19 protein-coding genes are annotated in these 24,240 nt (G+C 67.3%); 15 read left to right on the top strand and 4 right to left on the bottom strand.

All coding sequences use genetic code 11. The features are described 5' to 3' along the window. The first annotated feature begins 14 nt into the window (after positions 1-14). From xylA to ABIB25_RS24905, 6 genes are all read left to right on the top strand, one after another. Positions 15-1,214, top strand: coding sequence for a xylose isomerase (gene xylA, locus ABIB25_RS24930; RefSeq protein ID WP_354531231.1), 1,200 nt, complete (start codon positions 15-17; stop codon positions 1,212-1,214). An 82-nt stretch (positions 1,215-1,296) separates the two neighbouring features. Further along, positions 1,297-2,214, top strand: coding sequence for an SMP-30/gluconolactonase/LRE family protein (locus ABIB25_RS24925; protein WP_354531230.1), 918 nt, complete (start codon positions 1,297-1,299; stop codon positions 2,212-2,214). An 88-nt stretch (positions 2,215-2,302) separates the two neighbouring features. Further along, positions 2,303-2,689 (top strand): hypothetical protein, encoded by a 387-nt coding sequence (locus tag ABIB25_RS24920; RefSeq protein WP_354531229.1) that lies wholly within the window; start codon positions 2,303-2,305, stop codon positions 2,687-2,689. A gap of 231 nt (positions 2,690-2,920) precedes the next feature. Then, a complete protein-coding gene (locus ABIB25_RS24915) occupies positions 2,921-3,214 on the top strand; it encodes a hypothetical protein (RefSeq protein ID WP_354531228.1) in 294 nt (97 codons plus the stop codon). Positions 3,215-3,980: 766 nt separating this feature from the next. Continuing rightward, a complete protein-coding gene (locus ABIB25_RS24910; RefSeq protein WP_354531227.1) occupies positions 3,981-6,086 on the top strand; it encodes an AfsR/SARP family transcriptional regulator in 2,106 nt (701 codons plus the stop codon). A 172-nt stretch (positions 6,087-6,258) separates the two neighbouring features. After that, positions 6,259-7,851 carry an ankyrin repeat domain-containing protein gene (locus tag ABIB25_RS24905; RefSeq protein WP_354531226.1) on the top strand — a complete coding sequence of 531 codons (1,593 nt, stop codon included), beginning with the start codon at positions 6,259-6,261 and terminating at the stop codon, positions 7,849-7,851. A gap of 140 nt (positions 7,852-7,991) precedes the next feature. On the opposite strand, the gene ABIB25_RS24900 is transcribed toward ABIB25_RS24905, so the two are convergent. Beyond that, the gene (locus tag ABIB25_RS24900) at positions 7,992-9,224 is read right to left on the bottom strand and encodes an MFS transporter (protein WP_354531225.1); all 1,233 of its coding nucleotides are present in this window, start codon (positions 9,222-9,224) and stop codon (positions 7,992-7,994) included. Positions 9,225-9,478: 254 nt separating this feature from the next. On the opposite strand from ABIB25_RS24900, the gene ABIB25_RS24895 reads away from it, so the two are divergent. The 8 genes from ABIB25_RS24895 to ABIB25_RS24860 all read left to right on the top strand — a co-directional run bounded on the left by ABIB25_RS24895 (position 9,479) and on the right by ABIB25_RS24860 (position 18,967). Then, a complete protein-coding gene (locus tag ABIB25_RS24895; RefSeq protein ID WP_354531224.1) occupies positions 9,479-10,519 on the top strand; it encodes a LacI family DNA-binding transcriptional regulator in 1,041 nt (346 codons plus the stop codon). Positions 10,520-10,717: 198 nt separating this feature from the next. Then, complete coding sequence (locus ABIB25_RS24890; RefSeq protein ID WP_354531223.1) at positions 10,718-11,986, top strand: sugar ABC transporter substrate-binding protein; 1,269 nt, start codon at positions 10,718-10,720, stop codon at positions 11,984-11,986. Positions 11,987-12,055: 69 nt separating this feature from the next. Beyond that, positions 12,056-12,982, top strand: a complete 927-nt coding sequence (locus ABIB25_RS24885; RefSeq protein ID WP_502919900.1) for a carbohydrate ABC transporter permease — start codon at positions 12,056-12,058, stop codon at positions 12,980-12,982. 14 nt (positions 12,983-12,996) lie between these two features. Continuing rightward, positions 12,997-13,857, top strand: a complete 861-nt coding sequence (locus ABIB25_RS24880) for a carbohydrate ABC transporter permease (protein WP_502919899.1) — start codon at positions 12,997-12,999, stop codon at positions 13,855-13,857. Positions 13,858-13,896: 39 nt separating this feature from the next. Next, entirely contained in the window at positions 13,897-14,670 is a 774-nt protein-coding gene (locus ABIB25_RS24875; RefSeq protein WP_354531221.1) for a ThuA domain-containing protein, read from the top strand. 136 nt (positions 14,671-14,806) lie between these two features. Next, positions 14,807-15,931, top strand: a complete 1,125-nt coding sequence (locus ABIB25_RS24870; protein WP_354531220.1) for a Gfo/Idh/MocA family protein — start codon at positions 14,807-14,809, stop codon at positions 15,929-15,931. Next, positions 15,928-18,168, top strand: coding sequence for an alpha-xylosidase (gene yicI, locus ABIB25_RS24865; RefSeq protein WP_354531219.1), 2,241 nt, complete (start codon positions 15,928-15,930; stop codon positions 18,166-18,168). Before ABIB25_RS24870 ends, yicI begins: the two co-directional genes overlap by 4 nt. A gap of 232 nt (positions 18,169-18,400) precedes the next feature. Beyond that, on the top strand, positions 18,401-18,967 hold the full coding sequence (locus tag ABIB25_RS24860) for a Uma2 family endonuclease (RefSeq protein WP_354531218.1): 567 nt from the start codon (positions 18,401-18,403) through the stop codon (positions 18,965-18,967). Between the two features lie 8 nt (positions 18,968-18,975). Here the strand turns inward: ABIB25_RS24860 and argG are convergent, their stop codons facing one another. Beyond that, positions 18,976-20,394, bottom strand: a complete 1,419-nt coding sequence (argG, locus tag ABIB25_RS24855; protein WP_354531217.1) for an argininosuccinate synthase — start codon at positions 20,392-20,394, stop codon at positions 18,976-18,978. 131 nt (positions 20,395-20,525) lie between these two features. Here argG and ABIB25_RS24850 point away from each other — a divergent pair, with 131 nt between their 5' ends. After that, positions 20,526-21,953, top strand: coding sequence for a GH1 family beta-glucosidase (locus ABIB25_RS24850; RefSeq protein WP_354531216.1), 1,428 nt, complete (start codon positions 20,526-20,528; stop codon positions 21,951-21,953). A 146-nt stretch (positions 21,954-22,099) separates the two neighbouring features. Here ABIB25_RS24850 and ABIB25_RS24845 read toward each other — a convergent pair whose 3' ends face one another. Both ABIB25_RS24845 and ABIB25_RS24840 read right to left on the bottom strand, forming a co-directional pair. Further along, on the bottom strand, positions 22,100-23,020 hold the full coding sequence (locus ABIB25_RS24845; protein WP_354531215.1) for an alpha/beta fold hydrolase: 921 nt from the start codon (positions 23,018-23,020) through the stop codon (positions 22,100-22,102). Between the two features lie 365 nt (positions 23,021-23,385). After that, positions 23,386-24,168 carry an LLM class F420-dependent oxidoreductase gene (locus tag ABIB25_RS24840; RefSeq protein WP_354531214.1) on the bottom strand — a complete coding sequence of 261 codons (783 nt, stop codon included), beginning with the start codon at positions 24,166-24,168 and terminating at the stop codon, positions 23,386-23,388. Positions 24,169-24,240 lie beyond the last annotated feature (72 nt).

Genomic DNA, 24,240 nt, shown 5'->3' with positions numbered 1-24,240 from the left:
AAGGGAGTCGCGTCATGCCCGTCAACACCACCGCCGTCCCCACCGTGGACGATCATTTCTCCTTCGGCCTCTGGACGGTGGCCTGGCAGGGCAAGGATCAGTTCGGCGATGCAACCCGCGCCCCCTTGGATCCTATCGAGGCGGTGGAGAAGCTCAGCGAGCTCGGCGCCTGGGGCATCACCTTCCACGATGACGACCTGATCCCGTTCGGTTCGGACGTCCCCACCCGCGACAAGATCCTCACGGATTTCAAGGCCGCGCTGGCGCGCACCGGGATGGTCGTCCCGATGATCACCACGAACCTGTTCTCCCATCCCGTCTTCAAAGATGGCGGGCTGACCTCCAATGACCGTTCCGTGCGCCGCTTCTCGCTCCGGAAGGTGCTGCGCAACGTCGATCTTGCCGCCGAGCTCGGCGCGGAGACGTTCGTCATGTGGGGTGGCCGCGAAGGGAGCGAGTACGACGGGTCCAAGGACCTGCACGCCGTCTTCGATCGCTACCGCGAGGGCGTCGACACCGTTGCCGCCTACATCAAGGAATCGGGCTACGGAATCCGAATTGCGTTGGAGCCCAAGCCGAACGAGCCTCGTGGCGACATCCTGCTGCCGACCGTCGGGCATGCGCTGGCCTTCATCAACTCGCTCGAGCACGGCGACATCGTCGGCGTGAACCCGGAGACCGGTCACGAGCAGATGGCCGGCCTCAACTACACCCACGGCATCGCGCAGGCGCTCTGGGCCGACAAGCTCTTCCACATCGACCTCAACGGCCAGAAGTCGATCAAGTTCGACCAGGATCTGGTGTTCGGACACGGCGAGCTGCTGTCCGCATTCTTCACCGTCGATCTGGTCGAGAACGGCTTCCCCGGGGGCGGTCCCAAGTACAGCGGCCCGCGCCACTTCGACTACAAGCCGTCCCGAACCGAAGGCTACGACGGTGTCTGGGCCTCGGCCGCGGCGAACATGCGGATGTACCTGCTGCTGAAAGAGCGCGCCCTGGCGTTCCGTGCCGACCCCGAGGTCCAGGAGGCGCTCGCCGCGTCCGGCATCAACGAGCTGGCCGAGTCCACCCTCGCCGCCGGCGAGAGCATCAAGGATCTGCTCGGCGACCCCTCGGCCTTCGAGGCGTTCGACGCCGACAAGGTCGGCGAGCGTTCCTACGCATTCGTGCACCTGAACCAGCTGGCTGTCGAGCACGTCCTCGGCGCGCGCTGAGCCAGCAGGCTCCACGCCGAGCACGGCTTCTGCGTCATGGCCTAGCGTCATCGGCATGGCGTCTTCGTTCGATGGAAAAAGCGTGACACGCAGCGTGACAGCGGTGCGGCCCCTCGGTGACTCGTGGGCCGCAGGGCCCGGCCCCTCCGTTCTCGGTGAGGGGCCGGTCTGGTCTGTCCGGGACCAGTCGCTGTACTGGGTGGACATCGAGGGTCTGCTCGTCCACCGCTGGGCCTGGGGCACCGAGGTTGTCGAGAGTTGGCCCGTCCCTTCGCTGATCGGCGCGCTGGCGATCCGCGAACGGGGCGGTCTGATCGTCGCGCTGCGGTCCGGCATCCACACGTTCGACCCGGCCACCGGAGCACTGGAGTTCCTGGTCGATCCGGAAGGCCACAACGCCGGGACCCGTTACAACGACGGCACTGTCGATGCAGCCGGACGGTTCTGGATCGGCGGCATGGTGATGGAGGGCGTCCCACGCTCCGCCGGTCTGTACCGGATCGAGGCAGACGCAAACTCCACCACGCTGCCCACTGTCACCACCGTGCTCACCGGGTTGGGCTGCGCCAACGGCGCCGGGTATGCACCTGACGGAAAGACCATGTACCACACCGACTCCGACACGAGGACGATCACCGCCTTCGACTTCGACATCACCTCTGGTGATCTGTCCAACCCGCGCGACTTCGCCGTCGAAGACGACTGCAATCCCGACGGGCTGACTGTCGACACCGAGGGATTCGTCTGGAGCGCCAAGTGGGACGGCGCCCGCGTCGTGCGCCACGCGCCCGACGGTTCGATCGACCGGGTGCTGCCGATGCCGGTGCCCCGGCCGACCAGCGTCGCCTTTGGCGGACCCGACCTGCGCACGTTGTTCGTCACGTCTGCGCGCACCGGGCTTTCCGCCGAGCAACTCGCCGCTGCGCCGCTTTCCGGTCACCTCCTGGTCGTCGGAGATGTGGGGGTGGCCGGCACGGCGGAGTCGACGACCGCGCTCTGAACTGACGAGTCCGCCGTCCGGCCGGATCTCTGACGACAATCTGGATTGTCGTTGACAATCTGTGTTGTCGTGTTGCATGCTCTGTCCCATGGATCTCCCGGAGATGTACGACTACATCGCTACTCTCCTGGCCAGGGCGGCCACCCAAACCGCTCCCGACGACGATCCGATCGGCGAAGAGCTTGCCGAGATCGCACTGATCTCGCAGGCCAGAGTGGTTTTGGACATCATCGAAGCGCAGGCCGTGCACAGCCTGCGTACCTCGCTTCCACAGGCGAGCTACGGCGACATCGGTGATGCGCAGGGAATCAGCAAGCAGGCCAGCCGCATCCGCCACACCAAACTCGAGCAGGTCCTGAAGGTTCACCAGTTCGACGGACGACGTCACTCGATGTCCAAGGCAGTCGTTCCGCCTCGCCACCGGCGGGCCGCCAAGCCCGCGCGCGTCACCCGCCGGGCCGGCCGGGCCGAGTAACGCGCAGGCGTCATCCGCCGGACTGGGCCGGCGGAGCAACTCCGCAGAGAATCCCGGTGCTGCAGGTATTTTCGGGTCACGGTCCTGATATCTGATTCAGCTGCTCTCGCGGGCCAGCCGGCCGGCGAGCCAGGTTCTGCAACCCCGTTCATCAATCCGGTTCGCCAACCCCATTCGCCAATCGTCATCTGCCAACCCCTCCTGCCTACTGAACTGAAAGGTCGACTTCCCATGTCCACTCCCAAGATCGTCCCCAAGAACACTTCCGCATTCTTCGGCTCAGCCGTCGTCTTCCTGGCCATCACCGCCGCCTGGAACGTCGGAAACCTGATGTTGCTCGACATCTCGGTCCAACAGCGCTGGACCGTCGGCATGGGCCTTGTCTCCGCGATGTTCGCTGTGGTCGTCGTCTCCAAGGTGGTGCGCGACAAGGAGGACGCCAACGAGCTGGTCAACGGAATCCGCAACGCGCGGTACGAGGAAGTACTCGCGAACGCGCCGGCCCCTGGGCTCGGACACCTCTGACTCGCCCGCACGTCTGACTCGCTCGCACGTCTGATGTGCAGCAGTCATCGATGGTCCTGATCCTGCGTCGTCCACGGCTTCTGAGGGACGTTGGTCCAGCATAGGTCCACGGGGCGGCTCCGAGCGGTAGTTCTACGCCCCCATGGGTCGGTGCATGTCGTTGCGGAGGGGTTTTTGCTCCGAGTCGATCCATTTCGGTGGTATCAATTCCGGTATTCCGTCCTCGCCCATCTGCACCACCCATTCAACCTTGGTGAATTTCGGTGTGATGACACGGACAGAACAGCACACCGCCTTGGTAGCTGGGTTGCCGCCGTCTCGGTGCCACCAATCAATGTGGTGGCAGTCGCACCAGCCGGGTGGTTTGTCACATGCAGGCCAGATGCAGGTGTCCGGCTGCTGAAATAGCGGTTCGCTACGCTTATCAACTTCGACGGCGCGTATGAACTCGTCTACTTCTGTCCCACCGTTCCCAAAATCGACGAGTTCATCTATTTCGTCGAAGTTGATCAGCGCGGCGGCGGGCGAACTTGATCAGCGCAGGCGAAGTGGATGAACGCGGCAAGGGGCGAAGTTGATGACCGCGAGGCCTCCGGCCGGCTTGATCAGCGCGGACGAATTTTCACTTCGCGGACGCCCAGGATCTGCACGAGACCTAGCTCGGTTGGTCGACGCCGAAGTGGCTGATCCGCGCAGAGCAGGCAAACGTGGGTCAGGCGAGCGAGCGAACAGCCGCCCATGGTTGCCCTGCTCGTACACTGCTCCGGTGGACCCGGACAATTCGGCCAGCCCGAGCCAGCCGCCCGATGTGGGGATCACGGCGGGCCAGCGGGCCATCGCGCTCGGAGCGCAGGTGGACGCGCTGTTGGCGGCCGGCGAGGACCGGGCGTTGTGCCAACTGGTTGCCGTCGCGTTCGCCGAACGGTCCGACGCAGGCGACCTACCCGAGGTCGCCGCCCTGATCTCGGCTCTGTCCGACGAGGTGCTCGCCGCCTACCCGAAGGTACTGCTGGAACTGGCCAGGGCCTGTGATGCCGAGGCTCGAGTCCGGCTTCGCTACCGGCTGCTCGACCGCGCGGAGGCATTGGCCGTCGTTGGCCCCGAGGGTGAGGCCTTCGCCCTGGCCCTGGAGGCCGAACGCATCGCCGATCTCGCGCGGGACTTCCTGGCTGACCAGGTGGAGGCCCGGTTCGCCGTGCTCGACAGGACGCTGGAGACGGAGCGGGCACACAGCCGGCCCACCTTCGCCACCACGCTGATGACGGAGGCGAAATCTCGTGCTTCCCACGCTCTCGGCCGCGTACTGAGCTGGCGCGGCGACCCGCTTTCGCTGACCAGGGCCGAGGACGCGCTGCAGGTGGCGGCCGGCGCGGCCCGGGCGCTCGGCCGTAGCGAGTGGCGGGCCCAATCGCTGCTGACACTCGGGTACAGCGTCTACTTCGAGCGCGGCGAGGAGATCCGCGGCGTTGCCAGGCTGCAGGAGGGCATGGATCTGCTGCCCGTCGGGCACCCTCGTCGCGCCGGCATCGGGACGTTCCTGGCCGAGGTGCTGGTCCGGTCCCACACCGGCACCGGTGCTCTGCCGCTGCTCGAGCAGATCCGCTTCGAAGCGGCCGAGACCGGCGATCAGCGCTCACTCGGGTACGCCGCCTGGATCATGGCGCTGCTCTCGGCCGAGCTCGGTGACGCCGCCGCGACGTTGGAGTGGCTGGCCGAGGCCGAGCGTCATCCCGGCGACTGGTTCGAGCACTCCACCGGCGGCGAGTTCATGGCGGAGGCGGCGATGAGCGCCGAACGCATCGGCGAGCCGGGTGTGGCCGACCGCTATCTGGCCAGGGCCGTCGAACGAGCGGACGCAGATGGTTTCGCGGAAGTGGCGTGGTTTGCCAGCGGCATGATCAACGCCCGCCGTGGTGATCCGGTCAGGGCCATCGCGGACTTGACGCGACTGCTCGACGAGCCGTGGTTCCCGCCACGCGACCTGTGGTTGGTCTGGCTGCATCTGGCGCTGGCCCGGCTCCGGTCCGACGACGAGCAGGGCGCCGGCCAGGACGCGGCCCGAGGGTTCGAGGCGGCCTCCGCCCTGGTCGGACCGGGGCGGGCGGCGCCGACCGCCGCCGATCTCCCGGCGTTGCTCAGTCGGTTGGAGGCCGACCTGGTACGACGACTCGGCCCGATTGCCGCGGCTGCCGGGTCGGTGGTGGCCGCTGCCCTGCAGCCGGCGAATCCCCGGGTGCGGTTGTTCGGCGGACTTGCCGTGAGCGTCGGTGGTACTGCCGTGGCGGTGCCGCAGGGTCGGCCGGCTCAGCTCCTGATCCTGCTGGCCACCGCCCGGATGTCGATCCCGATCGACGTCGCCATCGACGAGTTGTGGCCCGAGGTCACGGGTGACGTCGGGCGACGGCGTATGCGCAACGTCCTGACGCGGATCCGCGCCAGCTGCGGAGAGCTGGTGGCGCGCAACGGCGAATCACTCCTGCTGGCGCCCGGCACCGAGGTCGACGTCACCGAATTCGAGCGGGCCTGCGATCGTGCCGACCGCGCGCGCCCGGGCGAGAAGGCTTCGCTGGCGGCGGCCGCCGCCGCCCTGTACCGGGAAGATCTGCTGCCCGAGGCGGCGTATGCCCCGCGGGTGCTGCGACTCAAGGACCAACTCGAATACCGCGCGATCGGATTGTTGGAGGTGGTGGCCACCGCGGCCGAGCGGTCGGGGCGATATGACGACGCAGCCCGGGCGCTGGGGCGGATCGCCGAACTGGACCCGTACGACGAGGACGTCGTCCTCCGCGGAGCCGACATGCTGCGCAAGGCCGGGCGTCCCGACCAGGCCGCCCTGTGGCTCGAGCGCGCGGAGCGATTGCTGCAGGAATAGCGTGGATCTCTTTCGGTCGGTCGCAAGCGGGAGTATCGTCGCGGCTGGCGAGCAGGGCGCCACCGGTCCGCGGGCAGGGCAGAGTCCACCTGAGCGGTAGATGGTCAGCACTTCGGCCACCTCCTTTCGCCCCGAGCATGCGGACACCGGGAGCCCCTGAAAGGAGGTCGGCATGCCGACCCGTCCCCTCCCGCCCGACCCATCCCTGGTCCAGCTGCGCAAGCAGGCCCGAGAACTACAGGGCCACTTGCGTTCCGGTGATCCGGAGGCGCTCGCCCTCGCCGCCGAGCACCTTCCGCCTGACAGAACGCCCAGCGTGAAACCCGCGGTGGGCGCAGAATCCGCAGACGGCGCGGAATCCCTGGACAGCAACGAATCCGCGAACGCCAAGATCTCAGAGGGGAGCACCACCAGCGGGTATCCGCTGCACCTGGCCCAGCTGATCTTGGCGCGCAGCTACGGATTCCGCAGCTGGCCGCGGATGACGGATCACCTGCAGTGGGTGCAGAAGCTCTCCCGTGCACCGGATGTGAATCCGCCGGACCCCGATCCGATCGACCGGTTCCTGCTGCATGCGGTCCTTCGGTACAGCGTCGATGACGGTCCCGAGCGCCGTGCGCTCGCCGGCCGGATGCTCGCCGCCGACCCGTCGATCGGCCGGGCCGACCTCTACACCGCCTGCGTCGCAGCCGATCCGGTGGCCGTCAGGGCTTTCCTGGCTGCCGACCCGTCCTCGGCCGGGAGGGTCGGCGGCGTCCTGCGCTGGGAACCGTTGCTCTACGTCACCTATGCCCGGCTCGACCCCCCGCCGCCGCGGGAGAACGTGCTGGCCACGGCTCAACTGCTGCTGGCGGCCGGGGCTGATCCGAACGCCGGCTACCTGTGGCACGGCGAGACCTGCCCGTTCACCGCGCTGACCGGTGTGTTCGGGTCGGGCGAGGGGGGTTCGGCCAATCAACCGCATCATCCCTACGCTCTCGATCTTGCTCGGCTGCTGTTGGAGGCCGGGGCCGACCCGAACGACGGGCAGACCCTCTACAACCGGATGTTCGAACGCGATAACAGCCACCTCGTCATGCTTTTCGAGTACGGTCTCGGGACCGGTGACGGTGGGCCGTGGCGCCGGCGGTTTCTCGACCGCAACGCCACCCCCGCCGAGATGGTCCGGGGTGATCTGTCGTGGGCCGTCAGCCACGGGATGGCCGACCGGGTCCGCCTGCTCGCCTCGCACGGGGTGGATCTGGCTGCGCCGCTGCGAGAGTGGAGCACCCGTCGCCCGACGTCACCGATGGCACTGGCTCTTCAGTCGGGCCGTCCCGAGATCGCCCGCCTGCTGGTCGATCTCGGGGCGCCGGAGGAGGTTCTCGAGCCGGAGACGCGGATGGTCGGCGCACTGCTGAGCGGCGATGCCGCGCTGGTTGCCGAGCTGACATCGCCCAGGTTGCTGGCCCGGGTGCGCCGACGCCATCCGTCACTCGTGCTCCGGGCCGCGGTCGCCGGCTCCCGGTCCGGGGTAGAACTGTTGCTGACCAATGGTTTCGACGTAAACGCGCTCGGTCGTCAGGACATCCCGGTCGAGCAGGAGTGGGAGACCGCTCTGCATTTCGCCGCGGGTCAGGGGGAACTGGAGATGACACGGTTGCTGCTGGAAGCCGGAGCGGATCCGACGATCACCGACCGCCGGTTCGGCGGTACCCCCCTCGGGTGGGCCGAACACTTCGGCCGGGTCGAGACCGCCGAACTGCTGCGGACGCTCTCCACCTGACGCGGCCAGTTCGCCGGACGGGCCGCAGGAGGCCCGTCCGGCGAGCCTCAACCGCACGCCGGTCCCGTCCAGTTGACCTCAACCGCGCGCCGGTCCCGTCCAGTTGACCTCAACCGCGCGCCGGCCCCGTCCGGCTGACCTCAACCGCGCGCCGGCCCGTCCGGCTGACTTGAACCAGGGAGCCGGATCTCGCTCTCCAGGAACCGGGGCCGGGCGACCGCGAATCCGGAGGCGGCCATCGGGAGCAGGAGCACCATCATCAGGACGAGCGACGGGGTCCAGCTCCCGCCGGGGTGGTGCAACAGCCCGAATACGAAGGGTCCCAACGCTCCCATCAGGTATCCGACGCACTGCGTGAACGCCGACAGCGCGATGACCCCGTCGGGGGTGCGGGCGCGCAGCGCGACCAGGGTCAGTGCGGTCGGGAAGGTGCCGCCGCCCAGACCGACCAGCACCAGCCAGGCCCACGACCCGCCGACCGGGTTGAACACCAGTCCGAGGTATCCGGCGAGATAGCAACCGCTGAAGAACAGGATCAGCGGAAGCGCCCACCGCTGCCGTCGCAGCAGCACCGGCACGGTCAACGACAGGCCGATGCCGATGGCCGGTGCCACCGACAGCAGCGCTCCCATCTTGACCTCGCTGATTCCCGCATCCAGCAGTACCTGTCCGAACCAGCCGACGACCACGTACACGTGGCCGGACTGCACTCCGAACAGCACCACCATCGCCCAGGCCAGCGGAGAGCGGGTCAGAGCGCGGAGCGGAACGGCAGATCGCCGCCCGCGCGACGGTTCCGCCCTGGACCCGACGGCGATGACAAGCCATGGCAGCAGTGCGATCACGCTCACTGCGGCCCACAGGGTGAACACCGTCCGCCAGGACCCGCCCAGGGCGTTCTCGATCGGGATGCTCAGGCCGGAGGCCACCGCGGCGCCGAGCGACAGCATGGTGACGTAACCGGAGGTGACGGTGGTGATGTGGGCCGCGAAGTGCTGGCGGATGAGTCCCGGCATCAGGACGTTGCCGATGGCCAGACCGGCCAGCGACACCAGCGTTCCGGCGAACAGGGCCGCGCTGCCACCGATCCAGGCCCTGATCAACTGGCCGGCGGTCGCTGTCACCAGCGCCAGGACGACGAGCCGATGATTGCCGATCCTGGCTGCGGCGGCCGGTGTCAGGATGCCGGCGAAGGCGAAGACCAACGGCGGGAACGACAGCAGCAGACCTGCGCCGGCCGACCCCAGCCCGAGATCCGTGCGGATCTCCGGAAGAACCGTGCCCAGCGCATTGACGGAGAGACGGAGGTTCAATGCCAACAACAGAACGGCCGTCAGCAGCAGTGCGGTGGGTGCGCCGCGTGTCGGTCTCACCTCTGGAGCATGCCAAATGCCGAATCACCGCCTACGCCGTGCCCGTCGACCTCTGGGGAGACTCATCAACCCGATGGACATGCCTGCCGAGAGCCGGACTGTGACCCCGGTCGCAGATCGTGACCTTTTCGTGACCTGCAGGGCTTGACGGATGGGTTTAGTTCACTCAATACTCAAACTTGTCGAAGCGCATCGATAACCAATGGTGGTTGATCTGCGCCAAGCCACCAACGGACACGAGGAGGTGACCGGGAATGCCGACCAGTGAAGATGTGGCACGTGCTGCCGGCGTCTCGCAGAGCACCGTGTCCTACGTGATGAGCGGGAAGCGCTCCATCTCCCCGGCCACGCGCAAGCGCGTCGAGCAGGTCATCGAGGACCTCGGTTACCACCCGAATTCCGGGGCACAGGCGCTGGCCGGGAGCCGCACCAACATCATCGGGCTCGTCGTCCCGTTCCGGCCGAACATCGACATGACCGTCATTGCCGAGTTCATGGCCGAGATCGCCACCCTGGCCCGGGCCCACGACTACGACATCCTGCTGGTGACGGCGGACGAGGGTCCCGCCGGTCTGCGAAGGCTCGTCGGTCGATCACTCTGCGATGCCCTCATCCTGATGGAGGTGGGCTCGCACGACGACCGCATCCCGGTCGCCAAGTCACTCGGAGTGCCCGTCGTCCTGATCGGTGTGCCGGAGGACAGTGCCGACCTGCACTGCGTCGACTTCGACTTCGAGGGTGCCGGCCAGACCTGCGTGGATGAGATGGCTGACCTCGGACACCGTGAGATCGCGCTGCTGGCCATCGATCCCGACAGTCTGAAAGGCCAGGCCAACTTCTCGGTGCGATTCCGGCGTGGGGTGGCACAGGCGGCGGAACGCCGAGGGGTCGACATCCGCACGCTCGCCATGGAACCCAATCACTCGGATGCCTCGCGGGCCGTCGACAGCATGCTGTCGATGGAGCCGCCCGTCACCGGGGTCATCCTGCAGCACTCCGACGCGCCCGACCCAGTGACCGCGGTACTGCTCGAGCACGGGTTGACGCCCGGCTCCGACATCGCCGTGATCGGTCTCTGCCCCGATGCCCTGGCCGAGCGGCTGCGCGTCCCGATGACCACCATCCAGCAGCAGGCGTCGGAAGTCTCCCGCCGGGCCATGGCCACGCTCTTCCGCATGCTCGACCATTCGGTCACCACCACCGGAGAGGTGGATCTCGTCCCAGTCAGCCTGGCCCGCCGTTCCAGCATGAATCCACCACCATCGCTCGCCGGGGTGGTCCGCGCTATCCGCTGAACCGCTCTCCGTGTCTGCCCTGCCTTGCACTCCTGGGAATTCACTCGAAACGCCGGAATTGCTCGATTCATCCGCACCGAACGTAGAAACGTTGTCGATGTCCGTTGTCGATGCGCATCGAAAGTAGCTCAGTAGCCCAGCGTCATTCCCGTCACGGTATCCATCCCGGACACCGCCCAGAGAAAAGGATCCGCCTCGATGAAGAGACTCCGTCCCCCCAGTGCCGCAGGCGTCAAGAGAAGCAACCGGAAGGTGTCGGCGCTGGGCGCCGCACTGGTCGTCTCGCTCCCGCTGGTGCTGGCTGCCTGTGGCAGCAGCAGCACGGCTGCCACGGCGGCCGGGCCGGCCACGGTCCACGTGTTGGACTACTACAACGAGGGCAACGACAACAAGGTCATCGGCGACACGTTGACCGCGTGCGGCAAGGCCAACAACCTCACCGTGGTGCGGGACGCGATCCCCGGCAGCGGCCTGATCCAGAAGGTCCTCCAGGAGAGCTCCTCCAAGACGCTCCCGGACGTGCTGATGCTCGACAATCCGGACATGCAGCAGATCGCGAAGTCCGGTGCACTGACACCGCTCTCGGACTACAGCATCAGTACCGCCGACTACGCGCCCGGCATCCTGCAGGCCGGCACGTACAACGGCAAGATCTACGGACTGGCACCGACGGTCAACTCGATCGCGCTCTTCTACAACAAGGACGTGCTGTCCAAGGCCGGCGTCACGCCGCCGACCACCTGGGCCGAACTGCAGGCCGCTGCGAAGAAGCTCACCGTCGGCAGCCAGTACGGCATCGCCCTCGACGCCAATGCCACCTACGAGGGCAGCTGGACCTTCCTGCCGTTCATGTGGTCCAACGGCGGTTCGGAGAAGGACCTCAATACCCCTGAGGTAGCCGCGGCCCTGCAGTTCTGGGTCGACCTGATGAAGGACGGCTCGCTGTCCAAGGGTGCGCTGAACTGGACCCAGGCCGATGCCGAGAACCAGTTCGCCGTCGGCAAAGCGGCCATGATGGTCAACGGCCCGTGGCAGTTCCCGACGTTGAACGCCGTCAAGGGACTGAACTACGGCGTCGTCCCGATCCCGGTCAACAAGGCCGGCCAGGTCGCGCAGGCGCCGTTGGGTGGCGAGGTCTGGACCGTGCCGAACACCGGCAACGCCGACGGCCAGAAGAACGGCGCCAAGATCGTCGCCTGCATGAACAGCGACGCGAACCAGGTCGCGATGGCCGTCGCCCGCGGCACCGTCCCGTCGAAGACCACGCTCGCCGACACGTTCCTCAAGCAGGCACCGGCGATGGCCGCGTTCACCAAGACGGTGGCCACCGCCCGCGCCCGCACCGCCATCCTCGGCGATGCCTGGCCGAAGACCGCCACCGCGATCTACACGGCCGTGCAGTCGGCGCTGACCGGTGGCGCCTCGCCGGCCGATGCGCTCAAGTCGGCCTCCTCGACGCTGGGCTGATCGCAGATGTCCACCACCGCCGGGGTGTCCCGTGACACGCACCCGAAGAAGGATGAGAAGAGCAGAACCATGACCGCGCAGACCGAGGCTCCGCAGGGGTCGCGCAAGGTCCGTCATGGGCGGGAGCGACTGTTCCAGTGGCTCTTCCTGGCTCCGGCCGTGCTCTACATGTTGTTGTTCTTCGGATACCCCGTCGTCAAGAACGTGACGATGAGCTTCCAGAACTACACGTCGAGCACGTTCTTCTCCGGGCTCGCGCCGTGGGTCGGCTTCAGCAACTACTCGGCGGTGGTGGGCATGCCCATCTTCACCAGGGCCCTGGTGAACACCGCACTGTTCACCATCGGCTCGATCGTCGGCCAGTTCGTCATCGGACTGGCGCTGGCAGTGTTCTTCCGCAACAGGTTCCGATTGTCGGGCATCCTGCGGTCGTTGCTCCTGCTGCCTTGGCTGCTGCCGCTAATCGTGTCCAGCGCCATCTGGAAGTGGATCCTGGACACCGACAGCGGTGCGCTGAACCAGTTCCTCAAGAGCGTCGGCCTGATCAGCACCGGTGTGCCGTGGCTGACGAGCACCTCCGTGGCGTTGATCGCCGTCATCGTGGTCAACGTCTGGATCGGGATTCCGTTCAACGTGACGATCCTCTACGGCGGTCTGCAGGACATCCCGGAGGATCTCTACGAGGCCGGCTCCCTGGACGGGGCCACCGGCTGGAAGGCGTTCCGCAACATCACCTGGCCACTGCTCCGGCCGGTGGTCAGCGTGGTGCTGGTGCTCGGGGTTGTCTATACCATCAAGGTTCTCGACATCATCCTCGGTCTCACCAACGGCGGGCCGGCCAACGCCACCCAGACGATCGCGACGCAGTCGTACCTGTTGTCGTTCGGGCAGTTCGAGTTCGGCCAGGGCGCCGCGCTCGGCAACATCCTGATCGTCATCTCGCTGGTGTTCGCCGTGCTGTACCTGCGTGCCACCCGGCGCGCGGTGGACGAGTAGGAGGAGGCCTGCGCATGACGACAACCCTGATCCCGCCGGTGACCTCGGTCCCCCACGTGCACTCCACCAAGGCCCGCCGGTCCTGGATCAACACCGTGCTGGGCATCGTCTTCCTGGCCATCATGCTGTTTCCGGTCTACTGGATGGTGAACGCCTCGCTCCAGCCGGGCGGTGGCGCGCTCGGGACGAGCTGGTTCCCGACGCACCCGGACTTCTCCGGCTACCGCACCGCCATCGAGGAGCAGGGCACCAACCTGCTGACCAGCCTGATCATCGCCGTCGGCAGCGTGATCTTCTCCCTGATCATCGCAACTCCGGCAGCGTATGCGTTGGCGCAGTTCAAGATCCGCGGCACCAACCTGGTGCTGTTCGGCATCCTGATCAGCCAGATGATCCCCGGCATCGTGGTCGCCAACGCGCTCTACAGCGCCTACAACGACCTCGGCATTCTGAACACCTACGGCGGCCTGATCCTGGCCGACTCCAGCGCCGGCATCCCGTTCGCGATCCTGATCATGCGCGCCTACATGACGACCATCCCGAAACCAATCATCGAGGCGGCCAGGGTGGACGGCGCCGGGCACTTCCGGGCGTTCTTCTACGTGGTGATCCCGATCAGCCGGAACGCATTGATCACCGGGGCGCTGTTCACCTTCCTGTTCACCTGGAGCGACTTCCTCTTCGCGCTGACGCTGACCACCGGCAACGACGTGCAGCCGGTGACGCTCGGCATCTTCCAGTACATCGGAGCGCACGTGCAGGACTGGAGTTCGGTGATGGCCACGGCAGTGCTGGCCTCGTTGCCCGCTCTCGTCCTGCTGGTGCTGGCCCAGAAGTTCATCGCTGCCGGCGCGACCGGTGGCGCAGTCAAATAAGTTGCAGTCCAATCGATTTCATCCAAGGAGATCATCACCATGTCAGCACTTCGAGTTCTCGTCTGGGGAGAGAACCGCCACGAGCAGGTCGAACCCCCTGTGGCCCAGCGTTATCCGACCGGCATGCACGGCGCCATCGCCGACGGGATCCGGGAGAACCTCGTCGACGGGGCCCGGGTCCGGACGGCCGTCTTCGACGATCCGCAGCACGGCCTGACGGAGGAGGTACTGGCCGACACCGATGTGCTGACCTGGTGGGGCCACGCGGCGCACAGCGAGGTCGACGACGAGGTGGTGGACCGGGTGCACCGACATGTGTTGGCGGGCATGGGTCTGGTCGTCCTGCACTCCGGCCACTGGTCGAAGATCTTCGGCAGGCTGATGGGCACCAGTTGCACGCTGCGCTGGCGCAGTGAGCACGACCGCGAGCTCGTCTGGACCGTCGACCCGACCCACCCGATCGCGCAGGGTGTCCCGAACCCGATCATCATCGAGGAGCAGGAGATGTACGGGGAGTTCTTCGATATCCCCGTACCCGACGAGCTCGTATTCATCAGCGGTTTCACCGGCGGCGAGGTCTTCCGCAGCGGCTGCACGTGGAAGCGCGGCTTCGGGAAGATCTTCTACTTCTCGCCCGGTGACCAGGACTTCCCGGTCTACTTCCACCCGGATGTCCGCCGGGTGATCAGCAACGGCGTGCAGTGGGCCCACACCGTGCGGCCCGAACGATCCGACCCGACGCTGCTGCGCTACGACATCAACGACTTCTACAGCGGCCACGACTACCGGGGCGCGATCCAGGTCGACGCCTGACCCGCCCCCCTCCGGCGGGCTGCCGCCCAGGGCTTGCGTCCTGCACAGTGCTCGCTATAGCGAGCACTGTGCAGGACGCAACGCGGAACTACCCCCCCGCAGACACCCATCCCGACACCAGAAAGATGCTGACACCATGAGCTTTCGGACCATCCCCGATGACGGCCACCCGCTGCGGGTGGTGCTGGTCGGCGTCGGCGGCATGGGGCAGGCCTGGCTCCGGGCCATCGGCGACTGCCCGGAGGTGCAGCTGGTGGGTCTCGTCGACCTGAACACCGACGCGGCGGCGGCCGTCGCGACCGGGCTGTCCACACCGGTCGCCGTCGGCAGCGATGCCCTCGAGGTGGCGGCGCGCACCGGCGGGCAGGCCGTCATCGACGTCACGGTGCCAGCAGCGCACCACCCCGTCACCACCGCGGCGCTCTTCGCCGGGCTACCCGTGCTCGGCGAGAAGCCGGTGGCTTCGACGGTGGCGCAGGGACTGTCGCTCGCAGCGGCGGCCGAGGTGACGGGAGAATTGTTCATGGTGAGCCAATCCCGGCGTTACAACGAGCAGCTCTGGACGTTCAAGGAGCAGATCAATGCGCTCGGCGGTGCCGGCGTGCTGACCACCGAATTCTTCAAGGCCCCGCACTTCGGCGGGTTCCGGGACGAGATGGACCACCCGTTGCTGCTCGACATGGCCGTCCACCAACTGGATTCCGCGCGCTTCCTGCTGGACGGACACCCGGTGTCGGTCTACTGCGAGGAGTACAACCCGCCGTGGAGCTGGTACCGGGGTGACGCCGGCTGCACCGCGATCTTCCAGATGTCCACCGGGGCCAGGTATGTGTTCACCGGAACCTGGTGCAGCCCGGGTCTGGAAACCTCGTGGAACGGTTCGTGGCGGGCGAGCGCCGAGCACGGCAGCGCCCGGTGGAACGGGGACGACGCACCAGAGGTCGAGAACACCGGGGGGGAGGCACTGCACCCCGAGACCGAGACTTCCACCGAGCTTCTCGGCGATGGCATCGCCGGCTCGCTGCGGGAGTTCGTCTCCTGCCTGCGTACCGGTGCGACGCCGATGGGCGAAGTTCACGACAACGTCCTGAGCCTGGCCATGGTGGAGGCGGCGATCGATTCCCACGAGTCGTCTCGGCGGGTCCTGCTGGAGCACAGTCTGGACGCAGCGCTGGAGGCGGCTGTCCGCAGCGAGCAAAGCGAGGAGGTCGCCATGGTGCTCAAGTCGTGGCAGGCAGCCGGCGGGTACCCGGTCCGATGAGGTTCAGCGACGGGTACTGGCTGACTCGCCAGGGTTTCACCGTCCGGCGGCCGGTGGACATCGCCGAGATCCACGCCGATCGCGGCTCGCTCACCGTCCTGGCCGGCACCACGCCCAGGACCGGGCGGGGGTGGGATCTGAATCTGACCACCGCGACCGTGACCCTGTCCAGCCCGATGGACAGCATCATCCGGGTCCGCATCGACCACCATCGTGGACAGGTCGACCGTGGTCCGCATTTCGACCTGCCCGGTGCGTCACCGACGCAGCCGATCATCGAGATCACCGATACCGCAGCCAGTCTGCGCTCGGGCGACCTGACCGCCACGGTGTCCCGTACCTCGGGCATGCAGATCGACTTCGCCTCGGGGGACCGGGTACTCACCAGCAGTCTGGCGCGCGGCATCGGGCTGGCCGTCGACGACGAGGGTGCTGCCCATGTCTTCCAACAACTTTCGCTGGGTGTCGGTGATCTGGTCTACGGTCTCGGCGAACGGTTCGGCCCCGTCGTCAAGAACGGTCAGAGCGTCGACATCTGGAACGACGACGGCGGGACGGCGAGCCAGCAGGCCTACAAGAATGTTCCTTTCTTCCTGACCAACGCCGGATACGGTGTGCTGGTCAACCACCCGGAGCGGGTCTCGTTCGAGGTCGGCTCGGAAGCCGTGACCAGGACGCAGTTCTCGGTGAAGGGTGAATGCCTCGAATACTTCGTCATCCTCGGGCCGAGCCCCAAGGAGATCCTTGCGCGCTACACGGCGCTGACCGGCCGGCCACCCGCGGTACCGACGTGGTCGCTCGGGCTGTGGCTGTCCACCTCCTTCACCACCAGCTACGACGAGCAGACGGTGACCGGATTCATCGACGAGATGGCGGAGCGCGAGATCCCCCTGTCGGTCTTCCATTTCGACTGCTACTGGATGCGGGGTTTCCGGCTCTGCGATCTCGAATGGGACCCGAAGACCTTTCCCGAGCCGGAGGCGATGCTGGCGCGGCTCAAGTCGCGGGGACTGCGGATCTGCGTCTGGATCAACCCGTACATCGCGCAGCAGTCGGCTCTGTTCGAGGAGGGCCGGCAGGCCGGCTATCTGGTGAAGCGGGCGGACGGCAGCGTCTGGCAGTGGGACATGTGGCAGGCCGGCATGGCGCTGGTGGACTTCACCAATCCGGCTGCGGCCGCCTGGTACACCGGACATCTCGGACGCCTGCTCGACCAGGGGGTCGACGCGTTCAAGACCGACTTCGGCGAGCGGATCCCGACGGACGTCGTCTGGTATGACGGGTCGGATCCGTTGCGGATGCACAACTATTACACGCAAATCTACAACCGGGCCGTCTTCGACCTGCTGCGGGAGCGGCGCGGCGAGGGCGAGGCCGTCGTGTTCGCGCGGTCCGCCACGGTCGGCGGACAGCAATTCCCGGTGCACTGGGGGGGCGACTCCGAATCCACCTACGCCTCGATGGCCGAGACCCTCCGCGGTGGACTCTCGCTGGCCTACAGCGGGTTCGGCTACTGGTCGCACGACATCGGCGGCTTCGAGGGCACTCCGGACCCGGCGGTCTTCACCCGCTGGCTGGCCTTCGGACTGCTGTCGAGCCACAGTCGGCTGCACGGCAGCGGATCGGTCCGGGTGCCGTGGGCCTTCGGTGACGAGGCGGTCGAGGTGGCCCGGAAGTTCACCCGGCTCAAGCTTTCATTGCTGCCGTACCTGAGCCGCGTCGCGGGTGAGACGACCGCGAACGGCTACCCGATGATGCGGCCGATGCTGCTGGAGTTTCCGGACGACCGGGCGGTGGCCCACCTTGACACGCAGTACATGCTCGGCGACTCGCTCCTGGTCGCCCCGGTGTTCTCCGGTGCCGGGGATGTCGAGTACTACCTGCCCGAGGGAACCTGGACGCGGCTGCTGACCGGCGAGAAGGTGGTCGGCGGTCGATGGCTCTGCGAGAGGCACGCCCTTGATTCACTTCCGCTGCTCGTCCGGCCCGGCACGGTCCTACCGATCGGGTCGCGCAGCGATACCACGGAGTACGACCCGGCCCACGGTGTCTCCCTGCACCTGTTCGAGTTGCCGGACGGGTTCGCCTCCGAGGCCGTCGTCGGATCGGCCCGGTTCTCCCTGCAGCGCTCCGGTAGCCGCGTGACTGCGCGGCGGCTGGCGGGCCATCAGCCGTGGTCCGTCGTCATCGACGGGGCGGTGCACCCGGTGACCGGAGATCTCTGGTCATCGGAGTAGTCACTGGGAACGGAATCGACGTAGTTCGCTTCTAGATGGCCGCGTCATCCCCGACAGCGAGCACCCTGTGCACCGGTGGTCTGATCAAGCACGTGCAGGGGATCGCCGGCACCGTGGCGTGGTTCCGGGAGCGAGTCGTCGGCCGAGTGGCGTGTGGACAACCCCGTCGCTGAACGAGGTTCGTCAGGCATCCTGCTGGTGTGCTCAGCAGGAAGGGGGGACCATGGAAGCCATGGTGGCACCAGTGGTTCCAGGTCGCTGGCCCGATCATGTCGACGGCGAGTGGACCGTCGACGACCTGGAGACGTTGCCCGACAACGGGTTGCGGTACGAGATCATCGACGGGATCCTGCAGGTGAGCCCGTCCCCCGTGACGGTGCACCAGCGCGTCGTGCTCCGGTTGGCGATCGCCTTCAATACAGTCTGCCCGCCGGCCATGGAGGTGTTCATCGCGCCGCTGGACTGGCAGCCGGACCGCCGGACCTCGCTCGAGCCGGACGTGCTGGTGGTGCCCAAGGATGCGATCGGGCCGAAGAACATCACCGGCACGCCGGCGCTGGTGGTCGAGGTGCTGTCGCCGAGCACGGCGCGCATCGACCGGATGTTGAAGTTCTCCCGTTATGCAGAGGGTGGCATCGGTCAGTACTGGATCGTCGACCCGTCGGTGCCGTCGATCCAGGTCTATTCGCTGGTCGGTGACACCTACGAGTTGATCGCCGAAGGTGTTGGTGAGGAACAGGTTTCGGTGTCAACGCCACTGCTGGTGACCCTGACGGCGAACTCGCTGACGTCCGACTGACAGCAGGGTCAGTCGGTGCCGAGGTCCATGCTGGAACGCTCGTTCGCGTCATCGACGGCGCCGTCGGGTGGGGTCAGCAGATTCGCGATCGCCGCCGACTCGCCGGCTTCGAGCTTGCCGACGAGCGTCTGCTCGGCATCCAGCTGACCGAGCGAGGCGTACAGCTCGAGTTTCGCGCGGGAGTCGGCGATGTCCAGGTTGCGCATCGTCAGCTGGCCGATGCGGTCGGTCGGGCCGAACGCGGCGTCCTCGGTGCGCTCCATCGAGAGCTTTTCCGGGTGGTAGCTGAAGTTCGGGCCGGAGGTGCTCAGTATCGAGTAGTCGTTCCCACGGCGGAGTCTCAGCGTCACCTCGCCGGTGACCGCATTACCGACCCAGCGCTGCAACGACTCTCGAAGCATCAGCGACTGCGGATCCAGCCAGCGGCCTTCGTAGAGCAACCGGCCGAGACGGCGGCCGTCGTTGTGATAGCTCGCCAGGGTGTCCTCGTTGTGAATGCCGTTGATCAGCCGTTCGTAGGCGATGAACAGCAGCGCCATCCCGGGGGCCTCGTAGATACCCCGCGACTTCGCCTCGATGATGCGGTTCTCGATCTGGTCGGACATGCCGAGCCCGTGACGACCGCCGATGGTGTTGGACTCGTGCACCAGCGCCACCGCGTCGGGGAAGGCGACACCGTTGATCGCGACGGGCCGGCCCTGCCGGAAGGCAATGGTGACGTCCTCCGCGTCGATCCGGACGGACTGGTCCCAGTGCGCGACACCCATGATGGGCTCGACGATCTCGATCGAGGTGTCCAGGAATTCGAGCTTCTTGGCCTCGTGGGTTGCGCCCCAGATGTTGGCGTCGGTGGAGTACGCCTTCTCGACGCTGTCGCGGTAGGGCAGGCCCTGGGCGAGCAACCACTCGCTCATCTCCTTGCGGCCGCCGAGCTCGTTGACGAACGCCTCGTCCAGCCACGGCTTGTAGATCCGCAGGCGGGGATTGGCCAGCAGGCCGTAGCGGTAGAACCGCTCGATGTCGTTTCCCTTGTAGGTCGAGCCGTCGCCCCAGATGTCGACGCCGTCCTCGTGCATCGCGCGGACCAGCAGCGTCCCGGTGACCGCGCGCCCCAGCGGGGTGGTGTTGAAGTAGGTCGACCCGCCGGTCCGGATGTGGAAGGCGCCGCAGGCGAGCGCGACCAGCCCCTCCTCGACCAGCGCTGCCCGGCAGTCCACCACGCGGGAGATCTCCGCGCCGTACTCCTGCGCGCGGACCGGCACGCTCGTCAGGTCGGGTTCGTCGTACTGACCGATGTCCGCCGTGTACGTGCACGGGATGGCGCCCTTCGAGCGCATCCAGGCCACGGCGACAGAGGTATCGAGGCCACCGGAGAAGGCGATGCCGACGCGCTCGCCGACCGGCAGTGAAGTGAGGACTTTGGACACGCGTTGACCCTATCGTCCCGGCGAGCTGGCCCCGGCGGGGCGACGTGCGGGAAGCCGGGTCGTGATCACCGATAGGCTCGTCCTCCCGGCGCTCGACACCCCCACCGCCCACCCATGACAGGACCCGCCAGATGACCAGCACGCGCGACTTCCCCGACGGCTTCCTGTGGGGCTCGGCCACCGCGTCCTACCAGATCGAGGGCGCAGCCCGGGAAGGCGGCCGCGGTCCGTCGATCTGGGACACGTACAGCCATACCCCGGGGCGGGTGATGAATGGCGACACCGGCGATGTCGCCGACGATCACTACCACCGCTGGGCGGAGGACGTCGGGCACATCAAGAACCTCGGTCTGCACGCCTACCGGTTCTCCATCTCCTGGCCACGGGTGCAGCCCGGCGGCTCGGGGGAGTTCAACGCCGAGGGTATCGCGTTCTACTCGAATCTGGTCGACGCGCTGATCGAGGCCGGCGTCCAGCCGGTGGCGACGCTCTACCACTGGGACCTGCCGCAGGAGCTCGAGGACGAGGGCGGCTGGGCGAACCGCCGGACCGCGATCAAATTCGCTGCCTACGCCGAGCAGATGGCCCGCGAACTGGGCAACCGCATCTCGGTGTGGACCACGCTGAACGAGCCATGGTGTGCGGCCTATCTGGGTTACGCGTCAGGCGTGCACGCCCCGGGCCGGACCGACGGGGCCGCTGCTCTGGCCGCCGTCCACCACCTCAACCTGGCCCACGGGCTCGCCGGACGCGCGATCCGCTCCGTGCTCGGCGAGGACGCGAAGCTGTCGGTCACCCTGAACCTGCACGTCACACGGCCGGACGACCCGACATCTGCGGACGACCTCGATGCCGTCCGGCGCATCGACAACCTGGGGAACGAGGCCTTCCTGCAGCCGATGCTGGAGGGCAAGTACCCGGCGTCGCTGCTGGCCGACACGGCCGGCATCACCGACTGGGCATTCGTGCAGGACGGCGATCTCCAGCTGATCAACGTGCCGCTCAGCGTGCTCGGCGTCAACTACTACTCCTCCAGTCGCGCGCGGAAGTACAGCGGTGTCGGCGAACGTCAGCAGGCCGACGGGCACGGGAACGCGGCCGCCAGTCCGTGGGTCGGGGCCGATGACGTCGAGTTCCTACCGCAGCCCGGTCCGTACACGGCGATGGGGTGGAACATCGATCCCGACGCGTTCACCGAACTACTGGTGAAGGTCGGCGGCCGCTATCCCGACATGCCCCTGATGATCACCGAGAACGGTGCCGCCTTCTACGACGAGGTCGCCTCCGACGGGCACATCCACGACGCCGACCGGGTCGACTACCTCTACCGGCACCTGGACGCCGTCGGTGCTGCGATCGACAAGGGCGTCGACGTGCGGGGCTACTTCGTGTGGTCGCTGCTGGACAACTTCGAGTGGTCGTTCGGCTACGACCGACGCTTCGGCATCGTCCGCGTCGACTTCGACACGCTCGAGCGGACCTGGAAGGACTCCGCCCACTGGTACGCGGCGCTGATCAGCGCCAACGCCCTCCCCGACCGCGCCGTCACCTACCGCTAGGGCCCGTCGCGCTTATCAACTTCGACGGCGCTCACGAACCTGGCCGATTTGGGACCGGAGGGACGCGAATCGACCCGATCATGAGCGCGGTGGAAGTTGATAAGCGCGGTGCCCGACCTTGTCCGGGCGGAACAGCGACGCGGGGGTCAGGCGGCGGAGGCGTTGTTGGTGAACGAGCTGGCGGCGCTGGAGAGGATCTGCGGCCAGACGCCGAGAACGGCGGTCGGGCCGGTCACGCCGGTGACCTCCCAGCCGGGACGGGCACCGACCAGGGAGCGGATCTCGGAGACGCTGGTCGTGCCCTCGTTCTGACCGTGCCAGAGGTGGACGGGAACGCCGTCGGTCGTCAGGTCGCGGCTCCAGCCGCCAGGCTCGGCCGGCCGGGTGACGGTGCCCCACGCCTTCTGCGTCTGTTCGGCGTCGGTGGCCAACGCGGCACGGAAGTCGGTCTCCTGCCACCGGTCGCCCAGAGCGGCAGCGGCGGCGGCCGTCATCCTGGGAAGTGCCTTGGCCCAGGTGGATTCGCGCGTCAGGTCGGCGGCGGGGGCGGTGGCCGCCAGCCAGGACCCGAGCAATCCACCGACCGGGCGTTGGGCCCGATCGGCGAACGGGCGCAGGATGCTGCGGCGGGCCGGGGCCGGCTCGGACAGGCGGGCGGAGACACCGCTGACCGAGGCCACCAGACGCGGGTACCTGGTGGCGAACGCGAAGACGTCGTCGACGCCCTGCCCGATCCCGATGACGGCGACCCGGCCGACGGCGAGAGTGTCGACCAGGCGGCGGAGATCTTCGGCCGGATCCTCCCGACCGCCGAGTCCGATCGGGTCGGATGCGCCGGTGCCGGGCCGGTCAAGGGCCAGCAGACGGACGGCCGACGGCAGGGCCGAATCGTGCAGCAGCCAGGCCGGAGCCAGCCGCGACGAGCCGGCGTCGGGAATGAGGATGCAGGGCACACCACGGGCGCTGCCGTACTCCGACCAGGCCAGCGCGCGTCCGTCGGGGACCCGGATGGCGCCGTGGGCTGGGTGCTCCACGTCCGCGAGGAGGGTCTCTTCGTCGTCGAACATGTCGAGGTAACTTCTGGCCGCGGGAAGCACGCTGTGGCCCCATCTGTGGTTTTGCCGGATACGCACATACATGTGAGTCCAGGAGTGGCTCCGCATCACGCTGATCCGCGCACAGAATCTGTTGTCGCACGTCAGAGGATCAACGCTGAACAACAGGTACTGCGCCCCGACGGCTCTCTTGCCTCACCTCTGTTATACGGAGCCGGCGACCACGATGTTGTGTCCGACACCGAAGTGTGATGTGACGCTTTGGTGACGGAACGGCAGCAGCTTGGTGAACGACGCCCGAGCAGCTGCGGATGGCCCGGCCGCAGAGCGTTATCGCTCTTCGGTGGGAAGATCCTCTGGCCGACCGAGCGGTCGAATCACCCGTTCCGCTGATCCCGCCAGGTCAACCAGGCGTCCAACTGGGTCAGGTCGTAGTCAGGACCCGAGATGCCGACGGTGAACAGGGTGAACCCCAGATCGGCCAACGCCTCGGCGTCGCCGTCCTCCGGGCTACCGGGCAGGGCCGTCGAACGCTCGATCAGGCCGGCGTCACGACCGACGGTCTCGCAGTGGCCGTCCAGGATGGCCGACTTCCGGGTCAGGGCCTCGAGGTCGCCGAAGACGTGCCAGATGTTCGCGTACTCCGCCACGTAGCGGAGCGTCTTCTTCTCGCCGCCGCCACCGATCAGCACCGGGATGTCCCTGGTCGGCGCCGGGTTCAGCTCGCCGAACCGCGACTTGATCCGCGGCAGGTACTCGCCGAGCAGGTCGAGACGCTTGCCGGCCGTCGTGAAGTCGTAGCCGTAGTTGTCGTAGTCCTTCTCGAACCAGCCGCTGCCGATTCCCAGGATCAGCCGCCCGCCGGAGATGTGATCGACGGTCCGCGACATGTCGGCCAGCAGATCCGGGTTGCGGTAGCCGCCGCAGGTGACCAGCGCACCGATCTCCACGCGCTCGGTCTGCTCGGCCCAGGCGGCCAGCATCGTCCAGCACTCGAAGTGCTTGCCGTCGGGGTCGCCGGATAGGGGATAGAAGTGGTCCCAGTTGAAGATGACGTCGACGCCCTTGTCCTCGGCGCGGAGGACGGCATCGCGGATCTGGGCGTAGTCGGCGTGCTGGGGCTGCAGTTGGACGCCGATCCTGATGGGGTGTGAGCTCATGGAAACCATCCTGCCCCCGCCGGGTGACCACCGGGTCGACGGGGGGCGCTCTTCCAGGCGTCGGGCCGGGTC

It is taken from the genome of Nakamurella sp. UYEF19 (genome assembly GCF_040546275.1).
Taxonomy (GTDB): Bacteria; Actinomycetota; Actinomycetes; order Mycobacteriales; family Nakamurellaceae; genus Nakamurella.
The sequence above is the reverse complement of the archived record's forward strand: the minus strand, read 5'-3'. Positions and strand labels throughout refer to the sequence as shown.